Origin of the sequence: Propionicimonas sp. T2.31MG-18, from assembly GCF_964266745.1 — a bacterium.
Classification (GTDB): Bacteria; Actinomycetota; Actinomycetes; order Propionibacteriales; family Propionibacteriaceae; genus Propionicimonas.
In genome coordinates this window covers 250,993-265,962 of record NZ_CAXWGX010000023.1, presented here as the reverse complement: position 1 = coordinate 265,962, position 14,970 = coordinate 250,993, and the positions used below count along the sequence as shown (strand labels likewise).

The following is a 14,970-nucleotide window of genomic DNA, read 5'->3' as shown; positions in this document are numbered from 1 at the left end:
CAGGAGTGGGCCCGCTGAACGGCCGATGCGTCAGGACGGGGCGTCGCCGGACGGCGGGTGCCGCTCCGCCCGGACGCCGGCCAGCGCGACGCGCTCGCCGGGGTTCACCTCAAGTCGCCGCCCCGCCGGATCGAGGTAGCGGGCCCGGTACTCCGGCACGCCCACGTGGTCGATGAGCGCCAGGCCGGACGTGGTGAGGAAGGACTCGAGGTCGGTGGGCTCGATCCCGAAGATCCACCCCTCCGTGGCGGCGAGCTGCTGGGTGAACGGGTCCGACCAGCCCTGGTACGCGCCGTCCCCGACAAGGGACGGAAGGACGTAGGTGAACACCAGCATGCTGCCCGGGGCGCATCCGGCGACGAAGGCCATGGTCGAGCGCACCGCGGGTTCGCTGAGGTACTGGGTGACTCCCTCCCAGACGAACAGCGCCGGCAGACCGGCATCGAACCCCGCCGCGGCGAGCGCGTCCGGGAGTGGCTGCGTCTCGAAGTCGATGCCGACGTAGCGCACCTCCCCCGCGCGGGCCGGCACGGCGCGCAACCTGCTCCGCTTCTCCCGCTGGATCTCGGGGAGGTCCGCCTCGAAGACCGTGCACCGGGCGAGGCAGGAGAGCCGGTGGGCGCGGGTGTCCAGCCCGGCACCCAGGATCACCACCTGCGTCCGCCCGCTCTCCGCCCAGGCGGTGACGACGTCATCGATGTAGCGGGTCCGCATCACCACGCCCCCGCGGGTGCCCGCGGGCAGCGAGTCGATGAACGCGCGCTGCATCGCCTCGACGCCCGACACCATCACGAGGATCGGGTCGAGGACCGTCGCCACCACCGGATCGTCGACCTGGCGCAGGCCGGGCGGCTGCTGCTGCTCGACGAGCCGGCACAGGGCGGCGCCGCTCGCCGTCCGACTCACCCCTCGGGACCGCGCCATGGGTCAATCAAACACCGGCCCGCGCGCCCGCGTGCCGGCCGGCCGGAACGGTCAGGACGAGGCGGTGCAGCGGTCGACACCCCGGCGGGGTGCGGGGGTGTCGCCCTCGGCGTCCTGCGGGTACTCCTGGCGGCTCGGCCGCCCGGGCGGGACCGTCCCGATCTACGCTGGGCCGATGGCCTCGCTGTTCGCCGACTACCGTCCCGACGACCGCGGCGCGCGTCTCCCGGTGGTCGTGCGGGAGCTGGCCGAAGGGGACGTCGAGGCGTGCGTCGTCCTGGCCGTCCAGCGCGATGGCGGGGAGCCGGCGGCCCGGTGGGCCTCCTTCGAGCGCAGCCTGCACAGCGCCGACCGCAGGACATTCGTGGCCGTGGTCGACGGTGGGGTGGCCGGTTACGCCACGGCCGGGTGGTTCTCGTCGAGCGCGCTCTCACCCGGCTCGACGATTCCCGACGGGTGGTTCCTCCTCGGGCTCGTGGTCGATCCCGGGTGCCGGCGACACGGCGTCGGACGGGAGCTGACCAGGGTCCGGCTGGCCTGGCTCGGGGAGCGGACGGACCGTGCCTGGTACTTCGTGAGCAGCGCCAACCGGGCCTCGATCGACCTGCACACCGGGTTCGGCTTCCGGCTCGTCGCGAGCGACGTCGATGTGCCGGGGGTGGCGTTCACCGCCTCCGGTCAGCTCTTCTGTGCCGACCTGCCTCGCTGACGGCGTGGGATCGGGCGCGTGACGACGGGTCAGGTCCCGTCGCCGTGCGGAAGGTCCGCATCGGCGAGGCCTTCGTTGCCGGCCCTTGCACCGGTCATGATCGCGACGACGTCCGTCATGCTGACGTCGGTGGGCCTGACCAGCGCGACGCGCTGACCGAGCCGGTGGATGTGGATCCGGTCGGCGACCTCGAAGACCTGGGGCATGTTGTGGCTGATCAGGATCACGGCCACTCCACGGTCCCTGATGCGGCGGACCAACTCGAGGACCTGGCCCGCCTCACGCACACCCAGGGCCGCCGTCGGCTCGTCGAGCACGACGACCTTGCTGCCCCAGGCGGCCGCCCTGGCGACAGCCACGGCCTGCCGCTGGCCACCGGAGAGGGTCTCGACCTGCTGGCGCACTGACCTCGCGGTGGTGATCCCGAGCTCGCGGAGGGTCGCCGCGGCGCGCGTGCGCATCGCGGGCTTGTCGAGCAGCCGGAAGAACGAGCCGAGCACGCCCGGGCGTCGCTGTTCGCGACCGAGGAACATGTTGGCGCTGATGTCCAGCGCCGGGGCGACCGCAAGGGTCTGGTAGACGGTCTCGATGCCGTGCCGGCGAGCGTCGATGGGTGAGTGGAAGCGCACGCGCTCCCCGTCGAGGAGGATCTGGCCCGAATCCGGGACGAGTGCTCCGGTGAGGGCCTTGATGAGTGTCGACTTGCCTGCTCCGTTGTCGCCGACCACGGCCATCACCTCGCCCTCGCGGACCTCGAAGTCGGCGCCGTCGAGGGCGGTGACCGCCCCGAAGTGCTTGAAGAGCCGGTGCGCGGCCAGGACTGGTGCACTCATCGGGCCCGCCTTGTGATCTGGTCGATCAGGACGGCCGCGACGACGAGGACGCCGGTCGCGATGTCCTGGTAGAGGGAGTCGATCCCGGCCTGGGTGAGGCCGTTGCGGAGCACCGTGACGATCAGCGTCCCGATCAGCGTCCCGATGACGCCACCCCGCCCGCCGAAGAGGGAGGTGCCGCCGATCACGACCGCGGTGATGCTGTCCAGGTTCCCGCTGGCATACCCGCTCGGATCGGCGTTCGGGATGCGACCCAGGGCCTGCCACGCCGCGGCGGCGTAGCACAGGCCCGCCACCAGGTAGACGCTGAGCAGGACGCGCCGGGTCTTGATGCCGGCGAGACGCGCCGCCTCGGGGTCGTCGCCGACCGCGAGCACGTGCGTGCCCCACCCGGTCTGGGTGAGGGCGTACCAGGCAAGGGCGTACGCCGCGAACCAGACGAACACCCCGATGGTGAAGCGGAAACCGGCGATGGGAACCGGGGTGCCCAGCCAGGCGATCAGGTCGTTCTGGACGGGAATGCTGCTGGAACCGGTGTACAGCCGTGCCGCAGCGGTGACGACCGTCAGCATGCCGAGAGTGACGATGAACGGGGGAAGGTTCATCTGGCTGACGAGCAGGCCGGAGATCGCGGACAGCGCGAGGGCGACCGCGAGGCCGATGAGGAGGGCCACAAACGCGTTGTCCGAAACCTTCACGACCTTGGCGATGACCACCGAGGCGAGGACCATGATCGCGGCATTGGCGAGGTCGATGCCGCTGGTGAGGATGATCATCGTCTGCCCCAGCGCCAGCATCCCGATCACGATGGACTGGGTGAGGATCAGCGAGATGTTGCTGGGGGTCAGGAACGTGTCGGTGAGCGCGGAGAAGACCACCGACGCGAACAGGAGGGCGACGAGCGGGCCGAGGACGCCCCCGCGCGTCGCATCGACCAGGAACCCCCGGATCCGGTGCACCCCGGTAGGGCGAACCTCGGTGTCGAGGTTCGCACCCACCGGGGCGTCGGTCACTTGGTGCCCCAGCAGTTCTGCAGGCCCCACGCGGTGTCCTTCGAGTCCAGCCCGGCGGCCGGCTTGTCGGTGATCAGGACGGTGCCGGAGTTGATGATCCCGCTCGGCTTGGTGCCGTCCTTCGCGTACTGGAGGATGGCCTCCACGGCCTTCTCGCCCATCAGGGTCGGGAACTGCGCGACGGTGGCGCCGATCTGCCCGTCCTTGACAGCCTGCACGCCGGAGCAACTGCCGTCGATACCGGTGAAGAGGATGCCCGATTCGAGCCCCTGGGCCTTGGCCGCGGCGTAGGCACCCTGAGCCATCGGCTCGTTGATGGAGTACACGACGTTGATGTCCTTGTGTGCCTGCAGCATGTTCTCCATCGCGGCCTGACCTCCGTCGACGCTGGCACTGGTCTCCTTCTCGGCCACCACCTCGGGCGACTGTTCGGTGAGCCCCATGCCCTTGAGGAACCCGTCGTGACGGGCCTTGGACGTCTTGTCGGTCAGATCGTAGTCAAGCAGCGCCACCTTGGGTGCCTTGTCACCCAGCGCGGCCTTGGCCCACGCGCCGGTCAACCGGCCGGCCTCGAGGTTGTCCGTCTCGAAGGTGGCGTCGACGGCGTCGGCCGGATCGGTCTCGGTGTTGACCGCGATGACGAGGATGCCCGCGTCCCGGGCCTGCTTGATCACCGGGACGAGGGCGGTCGCGTTGGCCGGGTCCACGACGATCCCCTTCACCTTCCGGTTGATCATGTCCTGGATCGCCGTCACCTGCGTCTCGGAGTCCCCTGCGGTCTTCGAGTTGGCCGTGATGACCTGGGCACCGGCCGCTTCGGCCTTCGCCTTCGCGGCGTCCTGGATCGCTCCGAAGAACGGATTACCCAGCTGTTGTTCCACGATGCCGATCAGCATCTTCTCGGACGGCGCGCTGCCGCCGCCGCTCGCTGCCGGCGTGCTCGTCCCTGTTGCGCAGGCCGTCAGGCTCAGGGACATCAGCGTGACCCCTGCCCCGATCACCTGCAGCGCAGCGCGGCTCCTGCGTCCGCTCATGTGTTCCACCTCTCCAGTGAAGTGCCCGTGCGTTCTCGCTCGGTTTTGCACCAGCCTCCACTCCCTTTTGCGTGATGTCAAGCAAAAGATCGTAACTTCTGTTGATCCGCTACACGAAGCGGTCTAGTCTGCCGTCATGACCCAGACCGATGGGCGCCCGGCGATGCAGGCGGGCCCGCTGGAGCCCGAGGACCTGCAGCTCGCTGCCCGCCTGTGGCGGAGCCGCACGACGCGCGCAGGCCTCCAGCGAGAGTTCGGGCTTTCCAGAACCGCGCTCGGGGCCAGGCTCGAGCGGCTCTTCGGCTCTGGACTGGTCCGGGAGTCGCAGCACGCCGAGCAGTCCGGTGGTCGTCCGGCTCGGCTCCTCGAGGTGAATCGCGACTACGGCGTCGTCGCCGCCGTCGACATCGGCGAGCGACACAGCCAGATCGTGTTGTGCTCCCTCGATCCGGACGTGGTCGCGCGCCGCGAGGTCTCGCTGCAGCTGGACGCCGGGCCGGAGGCCATCCTGGACTTCATCGCCGCGACGGTCGAGGACCTGCTGGAGGAACGGGGTGCCGGGCAGCCCGAGCTCATCTGCGTCGGCCTCGCGTTGCCGGCTCCCGTCGACTTCGCCGCCGGAAGGGTCACCGGGTACTCGGTGCTCCAGGGCTGGGACGGGTTCGACATCAGAGCACGCCTGGGCGCACGGCTGGGCGTCCCGATCCTCGTGGAGAACGATGTCAACGCGATGGCCGTGGCGGAGAAGACCCGCATGTGGCCGGACACCCAGTCGCTGTTCTACGTCAAGGTCGGCACCGGCATCGGCAGCGCGATCTTCACCAACGGGGCGCTGTACCACGGTGCGCAGGGCGCGGCGGGTGACATCGGGCACATCCAGCTCGACGGCCACGGCGAGCCGCTGTGCCGGTGCGGCAATCGCGGCTGCGTGGAGGCGCTCACCGCGGGGTGGGCCATCGTGCGGGACCTCGGCGACCAGGGAGCGACCGACACGGAGACCATCGTGCGACTCGCCACGGCGGGGAACCCGCATGTCCTCGAGTCCCTCCGCGAGGGGGGGCGCCTGATCGGTGAGGCGGTCGCCTACGCGACCAGCCTGCTCAACCCCGAGGTGATCGTCATCGGCGGCTCCCTCGCCGCCGCCGGGGGGCTCATGCTCAGCGGCGTCCGGCAGGTCGTGTACGACCGCGTGCTCCCGCTGGCCACCCGGCGGCTCCACCTGGTGCCCGCCCGCGTGGGCAGCGACGCCGCCGTCCTCGGCGCAGCCCAACTGGCCGTGACGTCCTGGCTGGAGCAGGAGCCCCTTCGCCCGGCAGCTTCCGCCATCGCCTGAAAGCCGTGGGAGTCCCCCACCCTACGAAAGGAACCACGCACGTGTCAGTCCTCGACCAGTTCTCCCTGCACGGCAAGGTGGCGGTGGTCACCGGCGCGAATCGCGGCATCGGCCTGGGCATCGCCCGCGCGTTCGTCGAGGCGGGCGCCACGGTCGTCGTTGCCGCCCGTGACGAGGCTCGCAACGAGCAGGCGGTGAGCGTGCTGAGCGCCGTGGGACCGGGCGAGGCGACTGCCGTTCGCACCGACGTCAGCGACCGCGCTTCGGTCGAGAACCTCGCCCGGGCCGTCGTCGCCGAGCACGGCCAGATCGACGTCCTGGTGAACAACGCCGGCATCGGGTTCCACGCGGACGCGCTCACTCTTCCCGAGGACGAGTGGGACCGGCTGTTCGACGTCAACCTGAAGGCCGTCTGGCGGTGCTGCCAGGTGATCGGGCAGCACATGGTGGCCCGACGCAGCGGCTCCATCGTGAACATCGGCTCGATGTCCGGGCTCATCATCAACCGCCCGCAGTGGCACGCGCCCTACGGCATCAGCAAGGCGGCCGTCCACCATCTCACCCGCTCCCTCGCCGCCGAGTGGGCGCCCCACCACGTGCGCGTCAACGCCATCGCGCCGGGCTATGTGAAGACCGAGATCGCGGACATCGACAAGCCCGAGTACCGCCACTACTGGATCGACGAGGTCCCGATGCAGCGATACGCAACCCCTGACGAGATCGCACCGGCGGCTCTCTACCTGGCCAGCGACGCCTCCACCTTCGCCACCGGATCCGTCCTGGTGGTGGACGGCGGCTACACCCTGTGGTGAGGCCGGGAGCCGGGAGGGGCGGCGGCCACGCTCCCGTGGACGCCGCACGACCGCCGACACCCTGACCGCACCAGCCCGACAGACACCGACCCCTGCAGGAACCGTCCCAGCTGGCCACAGCGCCATCGCCCGGCCTTCCTGCCCACCCTTGAGGAGCGCACATGGCGCAGGCAAACCTGGTAGCCGGAGTGGACTTCGGCACCGATTCCGCCCGTGTCTGCGTCTGGGATCTGGACGTTCCGGCCTGCATCCTGACCGTGACCCGGCCGTTCAAGCGATGGGCCGCCGGCGCGTACTGCGTCCCTGAACGTCACCAGTTCCGTCAACACCCTCTCGACCATCTCGAGGCACTCGAAGAGGCCTTCCTGGAGGTGGCCCGCGTGTTGGGCGAGGCCTCGGTCGCTGCGTTGGCGATCGACGCGACCGGGTCGACCCCGGCACCCACCGACCAGCACGGGGTGCCGCTGGCACTCCTGCCGGGACACGAGGACGATCCGGACTGCATGTTCTGGCTCTGGAAGGACCACACCGCCTCGGACGCCGCGGACCGGGTGACGCGGGTGCTCAGCGCTCACGATCCGGACTTCACCACCTATCAGGGGCGCTACAGCTCGGAGTGGTGGTGGGCGAAGATCCTGCACGCGGCCACACACAGCCCCACCATCAGGCGGCATGCGGCGTCCTGGGTCGAGCACTCGGACTGGCTGCCCAACCTGCTGACGGGGGTGGACGACGTCAGCCAGTTCTCGCGCAATGCGTGTGCGGCCGGCCACAAGGCCCTCTTCAACCGTCGTCTCGGCGGAATGATCCCCGAGGCCATCCTGGAGGAACTCGATCCCCACCTGGCCCGGGTGGCCCGGAGCTTCAGGACGCCGCCTGATCCGGCGGGCACCCCGCTCGGCACCCTGACCGGGGAGTGGGCGGGTCGCCTCCGCCTCAGCCCGAGCACTGTCGTGGTCGTCGGGTCGCTCGACGCCCACGCCGGCGCGGTCGGGGCCGGCATCGTGCCGGGGACCCTGGTCAAGGTGGTCGGGACGTCGACGGTCGACATGTTCCTCACCGACTACCCCACCATCGAGGGGCACGACATCAGGGCGATGTGCGGCGTCGCCGAGGACTCGATCGTGCCGGGCTTCCTGGGCGGTGAAGCCGGCCAGGCCGCCTTCGGCGACCTCTTCGCCTGGTACACCCGCATCCTCACCTGGCCATGGGAAGCCGTCCTCCGCGACCAGCTGGAAGCGCTCCTGCCCCCAGAAGTCGTCGATCGGGCGCTCGCCGCCGGCCGGGACGCGCTCCTGCCCGCGCTCGAGCGCGCGGCGTCCGAACGCCGTCCCACCGGGATCGTTGCGCTGGACTGGATCAACGGGCGCCGCTACCCGGACCTGGACGACCACGCCAGCGCTGCGCTGCTGAACCTCCGGATCGGCCATGACGCCGTGGACCTCTACCGGGCACTCCTGCACGCGGCCGTTGCCGGCAGCAGGGCCATCTTCGCCGGGCTCTCCGGTGCGGGAGCGGTGTTCGAGCGGGTGATCCTCGTGGGAGGCGTCGTCCGCAACTCCAGGCTCGTCTGCCAGGCCCTCGCCGACGGCCTCGGCACGGAAGTGATGGTCTCGAAGGTGGAGGAGGTCTGCGCGGCCGGTTCGGCCATCTACGCAGCTGTCGGCCACGGGGCGTACGCGTCCATTCCGGAGGCACAGAGGGCACTCTGCGAGCCGTATGCCGCGGACTTCACCCCCACCCCCGCCGGAATGGCCGACTTCGACGTTGTCTACGCGAAGTACCTGACGGCCGCGGGAGGTTTCGACCAGTCCTGACCCCTCGTCCGACCTCCGCCGCAGTTCCCGGGCGAGCGCTGGCCGTCAGGACCCCTCGGGCAGCACGTTGTGGTTGCGCGAGAACAGGTTGTCCGGGTCCCACTCGCGCTTGAGGGCCGCCAGGCGTGCGAGCGTCGCCGGGGGGTACATGCGTCCGGGCAGGCCGGGTGCCACCGCGTTCGTGAAGTTGCCGTAGGTGCCGAGCGCGCGCTCGGCGAAGGGGGCCAGCAGGGCCTTCATGCCAGCGGCGTCGGCGTCGGTGGAGCCCGGGGGCAGGAACCCCGCGGTGAGGACGAACGCCTCGGCCGTGCGGAAGGCGATGGCCGTCGCGACCGGGTCCACGTCGCCGAAGGCGCCGCCGAGCCACCGGACGAGGAACATCGGCGCACCGGCCGCGTCGGACGCCGCCACGAGCGCGTCTATCAGGTCATCGTCCAGCGACTCGAACCAGCCGTTCTCGTCCACGATCGTCGGCATGACCATGCCGGGCGGCGGCACGGGCGCCTCCTGCAAAAGGTCGCGGTACTGCGCCGCCGCCACCTCCGAGGACTGCACCTGGGGAAGGGCGAGCAGCGGCGCGAAGGCCACGCGGGCGGCGTCCTCGTCAGGTCCGGCCCACGCCAGTTCGAGCGTTGTCTGGCCGGGCATGTCCGGGCCCATCGCGGGGGTGCGCACGAGCGACCCGTTGAGCTCGCGCGGAGCCGCGCGCATCACGTCCCGGAAGGCCCGGACCAGCGCTGCGAGGTCGGAGCCGTCGAGGGTGAGGCGTGCGTGCACGATGCCGGCGAGCGGATGGGCGAGGAAGTCGAACCGCGTCACGACCCCGAGGTTGCCCCCGCCGCCGCGCACCCCCCAGAACAGTTCCGGGTGGGAGGACACGGACACCTCGAGCACCTCGCCACGAGCCGTGACCAGTTGCACGCCGGTGAGCTGGTCGAGCGCCAGCCCCCAGCGGCGAACGACCCAGCCGATGCCGGCCCCGAGGGTCAGTCCGCCGACGCCCACCGAGCGGGTGTCGCCGGAGCTGACCGCGAGGCCGTGCCGGCCGAGTTCGTCGGCGACCTCACCCCAGGTCGCGCCGCCGCTCACGTGCACCAGGCGCCCGCCATCGGCCGCCGGCGGCCCCCCGTCCACCTCGACCCGGCGCAGGTCCCCCAGGTCGACCACCAGGGCTCCCGGGAGCGACTCCCAGTTGCTGTGGCCACCGCCGCGCACGGCGACGGGCAGGCCTTCCGCGCGGGCCGCGGCGAGCGCCGCCACCACATCAGTGACGCCGGCGACGCGCACCACTGCGGCCGGCTCGCCGGTTCGGCCGTGGTAGAGCCGCGCCGTGTCGAAGTCCGCCGAGCCCGGCAGGACGAGGGCACCCTCGAGGGTGGAAGCAAGCTGGTCGAGCGACATGCCGGCCACGCTACGGGCGGGCACCGACACTCCGACACCCCCACGGCGCCGACTACGCAAAGCCTCTAGGGCCAGCCGACCACGAACCCACCGACGATCATGCCGGCGGCGAGCGCCACCACGGCGAGCACGAGCAACTGGCGATTGCGGGCTTCCCGCGCTCCTCCAGCGCTCGACTCGTCAGCCTCGGCCAGCTCCCGCGGGACGGGCTCGACGACCCGCACGGGCTCACCGTGGTCGGGGTCAAGGCTGTCGCGCTGCGGGTCGTGGAGCGGGCCGCCCGGGGTCAGCCAGCGCGCGGTGATCGGGTCGAAGCGCTCCGCCGGCGGCGGCAGGATCCGGGCCATGGGCACAGCCTCCCATCGCTCGTCGCCGCCGGGAAGGGCCCCACCGATCGGGTCAGCCCAGCTCGGTCGAGAGCTCGGCGGCCGCGGCGACCAGCGGGTCGTCCGGGTCGAACTCGCGCTCGCAGGACGCGATGCTGACCTGCGCGCCCGCCTCGAGCCAGGTGAGCACCTGCTCCTGGCCGTCGTAGGCGATCGGGCAGGTGCCGGTGAACGGCGGCGCCTCGGCCAGGCCGGTCTGCGCGACGGCGTCGGCGAGGGCGGCGACCCGGCCGCCCGGCAGGGTGCCGGACCGCGTCCCGCCGTTGCCCACCGCGGTCCAGGTGCCGTCGCTCAGCACCGTGATGCTCGACTCGCAGGTTGTCCCGGTCACGCACAGCCCGCCCCTGGCCTCCGCCTTGAGCAGCAGCACGACCGGCTCAGGGCTCGGCGGCGCGGCCGGGGCAGCCGGGATCGCGGTGCACCCCGTCAGCACGACCGCGAGCAACACCAGTGGACGCATCGCCGGATCCTCCCGCTCGGTTTCCCTCTCCACGCGGTCCGGCGGGGTTTCGTTGCACCGGGACGCCAGCCCCGCACCCTCGACCGGTCAGTGCGGCAGCATCGCCAGCAGGTTCATCCCGATGGTGAGCCCGCCCCAGATCGCACCGACGGCGAAGGCGGTTCGTCCCCCGCGGGCGAGGTAGCGGATCATCGCGAAGGCGGGCGGCAGCGTGGCGAGCGTCCCCAGCCCTCCGACGAAAAGACCCACCGGGTCACCGTTGGACAACAGGATCAGCCGGATGAAGGCGAATCCGAGAGGGATGCAGGCCACGAGGACGACGAGGGCGACCACGACGGCCCACGCCGGCCGCCACGGCGTCGTCGGGTTCACGCTGGCGGGCACGGTTCACACGCTAGCCCCGCGAGCGGCCCCGCACGGCTGGTTCGCTCCGAACACCTCACCCGACAGGCACGGACGCCCTCCGGCGCGACCCGGCCAGCAGCAGTCCGAGCCGGACGAGCGCGACGAGCAGCAGCACGCTGATCGCGCCTGTGGAGAGCATGATCGCCGCCACGGCGATGAAGGCCGGCTGCTCGGGCCCGAAGCCGCTGAACGGTGCCAGAAGCAGGAGCAGCGCACCGATCACGGCGGACGCCGTCCCGATCCGCCGCGCGAACCGGAACGGGCTGTGCCGCAGGGCAAGGGCGAGCGCGGCGAGCGTGGCGCCGACGAGCAGCCCGAACAGGGGCAGCATCCACAGGTTCACAGCGAGCCACGTGGCGAACTGGGTGACCTGCGCCGGCGCCTCCGTCTCCGGGGACGTGGCCAGGTGCGCCCAGGTCAGGTGCACGCCGGCGGCTGCGGCGGTGGCGAGGGACGCGACCGCGGTCGTCACCGTGAGCCCGAACGAGCGGCCCTCGGTGAAGGCGTGCGCCAGCGCGACGACGAACGCCAGCAGCGCGACGTCCACGATGAGCAGCAGCCCGCCGAGCACCGTCACCCCGAAGGGCGCGGCGGGCTGGCCGGCGATGAGGGCTTCGATCGGCCCCATCCCCACGCTGAACACCAACGCCGTGCCGAGGAGGACGAGGACGCCTGAGGCGAGCGCGGTGGTGGCGGCGAGACGGTGGTCCGCGTCCCACTGGAACGCGAGTTCCTGGTCGGTCATGACTGACCTCCTGCGGGCGGTCGCGTGGCAACCGGTCTGGCCGCCTCGGCGGGCCCCCGCAGGATCAATTCTAGGCCTCCGCGACCCCGCCGGAGAGGCCGCGGCGGACTTCTCCGGGGATCGCCTCGCACCCCTCGCACGGCTCTAGGCTGGAAGTGCGTCGACGCGTGGGGGTGGTCAGTGTGCATCCGTTCTACGGTCCGAGTGGTCGACTGCTGTCGGGGCGGGACACCCGCCTGTCCGGGCTGGCCTCGATGGCCGCCTACCTGGCCTTCTGGGCCGGGGCCCTCGTCATCGCGCGACGCGAACTCGACCGCCGGTGGCCTCCGCATCCGTGCTCCGGCGACGACGCCGACCCCGCGCTGACGGTGCTGCGGGAGCGGTTCGCGCGCGGCGAGCTCGATGCGTCCCAGTACCGCGCGATGCGCGACGTGCTCACCGGGGACGCCGGCGGCACCCCATGACCACCGCCACCCCGGCCCGCTCCCGGCTCGGCTTCTGGGCAGGGCTGGGGTGGTTCGGCCTGAGCACGGTGCTGTTCCGCCGGCGCGACCCGATCGTCGGCTCGCTGATCGTGACCGACCGCTGCAACCTCGCCTGCCGCCACTGCGCGGTGGCCAACCTGCGCAGGGTCGACTACCCGTTCGCGACCCTGCAACAGGATCTGCGGCGGCTGCGCGCCCAGGGCGTGCGCATCCTGCTGCTCTACGGGGGCGAACCGCTGCTGTGGCACGACGGGACGCGGACCCTGCACGATGTGATCGCCGAGGCACGCTCGCTCGGCTTCGGCTGGGTGGGCGTGGTGACGAACGGGACGCGCGGCGTCGACCTTCCCGAGGCCGACCTGGTGCTGGTCAGCCTGGACGGGACGCGCGAGCACCACGACGCGATCCGGGGACGGACCTACGACCGGATCCTGGCCGCCATCGAGACCGCGACGACGCCCAACCTGTGCCTCTACATGGCCGTGAACCGGGAGAACGTCGATGACGTCGAGGACGTGGCCCGGCTGGCCACCGCGCTGCCGGCGGTGCGCGGGGTGTCCTACAACCTGCACACCCCCTACCCGGGCACCGAGGCGCTCACTCTGGAACCGGAGCAGCGCCGGGACGTGTGCGAGCGCATCACGGCCCTGATCAGGGACGGCTACCCGGTGGTGAACCTCGCCGCTGCCCTGCCGCGGGTCGCGGACCTGTCGGCCCCGCGCCCGTGCCCGCAGTGCGTCGTGGTCGAGGACGGCGAGCAGTGGACGTGCGGGCGGTGCAGCGAGATCCCCGGCCTGTGCGAGCAGTGCGGCTTCACCTTCGCCGCCGAGCTGTCCCTGCTGTTCCGCGGTGATCCGGCGGTGGTGGCCGAGGTCGTCCGCCGGTACCCGTCCCTGCTGCGCGGACGGGCGGCGCGACCCTAGAGCGGACGCCGGGTGAGGGCCTCCACGACCGTCCAGAGCCGGCGCCGGTGCGCGGACTCCGGCGCCGCCCAGCCGGCGCGTCCGCCCTCGTGCGCGTGCTCGGCGAGCATCTGCGACCACAGCGGCTCGATCAGGTGGTAGGTCACCCAGCGCTCGAGGTCGTGGTACCGGTCGAAGCCCCGCGGGGTGAGGGCCCGGCAGCCGCCCGGCCCGGCCGGCGTGAGCAGCCCGCCAGCCGCCAAGAGGGCCGCCGCCGGGCGCAGCAGCACCCCCGCGGGCTCGGACGAGCCGCGCGCCGGCGGGCACAGCCGCCCGGAGTACGCCTGCCAGAAGGCGTCGTAGAGCGGCCCACCGAGGCGTCCGAGGTGCATGCGCTGCGCGACCGGCAGCCGTCCGGCGTCGAGCGCGGCGACGTAGGTCTCGACGCCGAAGTGGTTCACCAGGAAGTCGCGGCCGAGGAAGGACGACGCCCCGGCGCCCAGGCCGAGGAAGCGCCGCCGGGTGATCGAGGTGTAGCTGGGGGCGTCGGGACGGTTGAACGTCCACACCGATCGCCGCTCGTACCCGTGCTCGCGGGCCAGCCGTGTGGCCTCGGCCAGCACTTCGTGCTCGCGGCGGCGGTCGTGGGCGGCCGGCCCGAAGGCGGTGTAGCCGAACCGCATCAGCGGGTAGGTGGAGACCTGGTGCACGCCGAGCTCGAAGCAGCCGACCAGATCGCGCAGGAACGACCCGGCGTGGGCGTCGTCGTACTCGACGTCGAGGATCAGGTCGGCGTCGACGAGGTCGAACCGTCCCACGGCGTCCTCGAGGGCCGCACGTGCCTGCCGCGCGTCGTGCGGACGGCGCAGGTGGCGCAGCACCTCATCCGAGAACGACTGGACGCCGACGCTGACCGCGGTGAAGCCGAGCCGGCGCAGCTCGTCCAGGCGTTCGGGCGTCGCGTGGGACGGCAGCACCTCGATCGCACGCTCCCCCGTCACCGGGAGCGCGTCGAGCACCGGCCCGAGCAGGTCGGGAAAGAGCGTCGGCGTGCCACCGCCCACGTACAGGGACGTGAAGCCCGTCCCCCCGGCCACACCCGCGTCGACGTAGCCGCGTGCCTCGGCCAGCAGCGCGTCGAAGTACCGTTCGGGCTGCCCGGTGCGCGGAACGACCTTGTTGTAGGGGCAGAACGGGCAGATGCGGGAGCAGAAGGGCACGTGCACGTAGGCGCCGAGCGGACCGTCGACCAGCCCGACGACGCGCGCGGCGTCCCCCACCACCGGCTCCGCGGGGTGACGCAGGCGGCCCGACGACCTTCCCGAGCCCATACCGCCATCGTCGCAGACCGGTGACCCGCCCGAGGCGGGTGACGGTCAGGTGCGGCGGGAGGCCCCGCGGTCTTCTAGGCTCGGGCCATGGCCATCACGCGCGAAGAGCTCATCCGGATCCTTGCCGAGGCCGACCCGGTGGGGCTGGTGGCCGAGGGCGCCCCCGTCGACGAGTACGCGGCGGAGGCGGACGCGATCCTCGGGCTGCGCGGCGTCCCCCAGCTGACCGAGATCACCGGCGTGTTCGCCGTCAGCTTCGGCGACCCGGGCGCGTGCACCCGCGAGACCGCCCGCTGGATCGCCGAGGAGATGGTGCGCCGCGCCGAGAACTGACGTCCTCCTCCAACGCGCCGGGAGTAGGTGCGTGAGAGCGATACGCA

17 protein-coding genes are annotated in these 14,970 nt (G+C 71.9%); 7 read left to right on the top strand and 10 right to left on the bottom strand.

All coding sequences use genetic code 11. The features are described from left to right. Nucleotides 1-30: 30 nt before the first annotated feature. On the bottom strand, nucleotides 31-924 hold the full coding sequence (locus ACFQQJ_RS09255; RefSeq protein WP_377105894.1) for a class I SAM-dependent methyltransferase: 894 nt from the start codon (nucleotides 922-924) through the stop codon (nucleotides 31-33). A 175-nt stretch (nucleotides 925-1,099) separates the two neighbouring features. On the opposite strand from ACFQQJ_RS09255, the gene ACFQQJ_RS09250 reads away from it, so the two are divergent. Then, nucleotides 1,100-1,633 carry a GNAT family N-acetyltransferase gene (locus ACFQQJ_RS09250; protein WP_377105892.1) on the top strand — a complete coding sequence of 178 codons (534 nt, stop codon included), beginning with the start codon at nucleotides 1,100-1,102 and terminating at the stop codon, nucleotides 1,631-1,633. A gap of 29 nt (nucleotides 1,634-1,662) precedes the next feature. Here the strand turns inward: ACFQQJ_RS09250 and ACFQQJ_RS09245 are convergent, their stop codons facing one another. Genes ACFQQJ_RS09245 through ACFQQJ_RS09235 form a run of 3 tightly spaced genes read right to left on the bottom strand, consistent with a single transcriptional unit; the run spans nucleotide 1,663 to nucleotide 4,513 of the window. Then, nucleotides 1,663-2,466: an ATP-binding cassette domain-containing protein gene (locus ACFQQJ_RS09245; RefSeq protein WP_377105890.1), complete on the bottom strand. Its 804-nt coding sequence runs from the start codon at nucleotides 2,464-2,466 to the stop codon at nucleotides 1,663-1,665. Then, nucleotides 2,463-3,509 carry an ABC transporter permease gene (locus ACFQQJ_RS09240; protein WP_377105888.1) on the bottom strand — a complete coding sequence of 349 codons (1,047 nt, stop codon included), beginning with the start codon at nucleotides 3,507-3,509 and terminating at the stop codon, nucleotides 2,463-2,465. Before ACFQQJ_RS09240 ends, ACFQQJ_RS09245 begins: the two co-directional genes overlap by 4 nt. Further along, the gene (locus tag ACFQQJ_RS09235) at nucleotides 3,476-4,513 is read right to left on the bottom strand and encodes a substrate-binding domain-containing protein (RefSeq protein WP_377105886.1); all 1,038 of its coding nucleotides are present in this window, start codon (nucleotides 4,511-4,513) and stop codon (nucleotides 3,476-3,478) included. The genes ACFQQJ_RS09240 and ACFQQJ_RS09235 overlap by 34 nt, the downstream gene beginning before the upstream one ends. A gap of 136 nt (nucleotides 4,514-4,649) precedes the next feature. Here ACFQQJ_RS09235 and ACFQQJ_RS09230 point away from each other — a divergent pair, with 136 nt between their 5' ends. The 3 genes from ACFQQJ_RS09230 (at nucleotide 4,650) to ACFQQJ_RS09220 (ending at nucleotide 8,475) form a co-directional block, all read left to right on the top strand. Then, nucleotides 4,650-5,846 (top strand): ROK family protein, encoded by a 1,197-nt coding sequence (locus ACFQQJ_RS09230; RefSeq protein WP_377105884.1) that lies wholly within the window; start codon nucleotides 4,650-4,652, stop codon nucleotides 5,844-5,846. 41 nt (nucleotides 5,847-5,887) lie between these two features. Then, nucleotides 5,888-6,658, top strand: a complete 771-nt coding sequence (locus ACFQQJ_RS09225) for an SDR family NAD(P)-dependent oxidoreductase (RefSeq protein WP_377105882.1) — start codon at nucleotides 5,888-5,890, stop codon at nucleotides 6,656-6,658. 161 nt (nucleotides 6,659-6,819) lie between these two features. Next, a complete protein-coding gene (locus ACFQQJ_RS09220; RefSeq protein WP_377105880.1) occupies nucleotides 6,820-8,475 on the top strand; it encodes a ribulokinase in 1,656 nt (551 codons plus the stop codon). A 45-nt stretch (nucleotides 8,476-8,520) separates the two neighbouring features. Here ACFQQJ_RS09220 and ACFQQJ_RS09215 read toward each other — a convergent pair whose 3' ends face one another. From ACFQQJ_RS09215 to ACFQQJ_RS09195, 5 genes are all read right to left on the bottom strand, one after another. Continuing rightward, the gene (locus ACFQQJ_RS09215) at nucleotides 8,521-9,876 is read right to left on the bottom strand and encodes an FAD-binding oxidoreductase (RefSeq protein ID WP_377105878.1); all 1,356 of its coding nucleotides are present in this window, start codon (nucleotides 9,874-9,876) and stop codon (nucleotides 8,521-8,523) included. Between the two features lie 65 nt (nucleotides 9,877-9,941). Continuing rightward, nucleotides 9,942-10,223, bottom strand: a complete 282-nt coding sequence (locus ACFQQJ_RS09210; protein WP_377105875.1) for a hypothetical protein — start codon at nucleotides 10,221-10,223, stop codon at nucleotides 9,942-9,944. 52 nt (nucleotides 10,224-10,275) lie between these two features. Beyond that, a complete protein-coding gene (locus ACFQQJ_RS09205; protein ID WP_377105873.1) occupies nucleotides 10,276-10,722 on the bottom strand; it encodes a hypothetical protein in 447 nt (148 codons plus the stop codon). Nucleotides 10,723-10,809: 87 nt separating this feature from the next. Further along, a complete protein-coding gene (locus ACFQQJ_RS09200) occupies nucleotides 10,810-11,106 on the bottom strand; it encodes a hypothetical protein (protein WP_377105871.1) in 297 nt (98 codons plus the stop codon). A 55-nt stretch (nucleotides 11,107-11,161) separates the two neighbouring features. Then, on the bottom strand, nucleotides 11,162-11,872 hold the full coding sequence (locus ACFQQJ_RS09195; protein WP_377105869.1) for a hypothetical protein: 711 nt from the start codon (nucleotides 11,870-11,872) through the stop codon (nucleotides 11,162-11,164). Nucleotides 11,873-12,054: 182 nt separating this feature from the next. On the opposite strand from ACFQQJ_RS09195, the gene ACFQQJ_RS09190 reads away from it, so the two are divergent. Further along, entirely contained in the window at nucleotides 12,055-12,336 is a 282-nt protein-coding gene (locus tag ACFQQJ_RS09190; protein ID WP_377105867.1) for an SHOCT domain-containing protein, read from the top strand. Continuing rightward, nucleotides 12,333-13,280 carry a radical SAM protein gene (locus ACFQQJ_RS09185; protein ID WP_377105865.1) on the top strand — a complete coding sequence of 316 codons (948 nt, stop codon included), beginning with the start codon at nucleotides 12,333-12,335 and terminating at the stop codon, nucleotides 13,278-13,280. Before ACFQQJ_RS09190 ends, ACFQQJ_RS09185 begins: the two co-directional genes overlap by 4 nt. Here the strand turns inward: ACFQQJ_RS09185 and ACFQQJ_RS09180 are convergent. Next, nucleotides 13,277-14,590 carry a radical SAM protein gene (locus ACFQQJ_RS09180; protein WP_377105863.1) on the bottom strand — a complete coding sequence of 438 codons (1,314 nt, stop codon included), beginning with the start codon at nucleotides 14,588-14,590 and terminating at the stop codon, nucleotides 13,277-13,279. The two genes, ACFQQJ_RS09185 and ACFQQJ_RS09180, sit on opposite strands and share 4 nt — an antisense overlap. A gap of 87 nt (nucleotides 14,591-14,677) precedes the next feature. Between ACFQQJ_RS09180 and ACFQQJ_RS09175 the strand changes: the two genes are divergently transcribed. Beyond that, nucleotides 14,678-14,923 (top strand): hypothetical protein, encoded by a 246-nt coding sequence (locus ACFQQJ_RS09175; RefSeq protein WP_377105861.1) that lies wholly within the window; start codon nucleotides 14,678-14,680, stop codon nucleotides 14,921-14,923. Nucleotides 14,924-14,970: the final 47 nt, after the last annotated feature.

Bases quoted from the DNA above. Each gene is read 5' to 3' on its own strand.
- ACFQQJ_RS09255 (WP_377105894.1), bottom strand. From the start codon at position 924: ATGGCGCGGTCCCGAGGGGTGAGTCGGACGGCGAGCGGCGCCGCCCTG.
- ACFQQJ_RS09250 (WP_377105892.1), top strand. From the start codon at position 1,100: ATGGCCTCGCTGTTCGCCGACTACCGTCCCGACGACCGCGGCGCGCGT.
- ACFQQJ_RS09245 (WP_377105890.1), bottom strand. From the start codon at position 2,466: ATGAGTGCACCAGTCCTGGCCGCGCACCGGCTCTTCAAGCACTTCGGG.
- ACFQQJ_RS09235 (WP_377105886.1), bottom strand. From the start codon at position 4,513: ATGAGCGGACGCAGGAGCCGCGCTGCGCTGCAGGTGATCGGGGCAGGG.
- ACFQQJ_RS09230 (WP_377105884.1), top strand. From the start codon at position 4,650: ATGACCCAGACCGATGGGCGCCCGGCGATGCAGGCGGGCCCGCTGGAG.
- ACFQQJ_RS09220 (WP_377105880.1), top strand. From the start codon at position 6,820: ATGGCGCAGGCAAACCTGGTAGCCGGAGTGGACTTCGGCACCGATTCC.
- ACFQQJ_RS09215 (WP_377105878.1), bottom strand. From the start codon at position 9,876: ATGTCGCTCGACCAGCTTGCTTCCACCCTCGAGGGTGCCCTCGTCCTG.
- ACFQQJ_RS09210 (WP_377105875.1), bottom strand. From the start codon at position 10,223: ATGGCCCGGATCCTGCCGCCGCCGGCGGAGCGCTTCGACCCGATCACC.
- ACFQQJ_RS09205 (WP_377105873.1), bottom strand. From the start codon at position 10,722: ATGCGTCCACTGGTGTTGCTCGCGGTCGTGCTGACGGGGTGCACCGCG.
- ACFQQJ_RS09195 (WP_377105869.1), bottom strand. From the start codon at position 11,872: ATGACCGACCAGGAACTCGCGTTCCAGTGGGACGCGGACCACCGTCTC.
- ACFQQJ_RS09185 (WP_377105865.1), top strand. From the start codon at position 12,333: ATGACCACCGCCACCCCGGCCCGCTCCCGGCTCGGCTTCTGGGCAGGG.
- ACFQQJ_RS09180 (WP_377105863.1), bottom strand. From the start codon at position 14,590: ATGGGCTCGGGAAGGTCGTCGGGCCGCCTGCGTCACCCCGCGGAGCCG.
- ACFQQJ_RS09175 (WP_377105861.1), top strand. From the start codon at position 14,678: ATGGCCATCACGCGCGAAGAGCTCATCCGGATCCTTGCCGAGGCCGAC.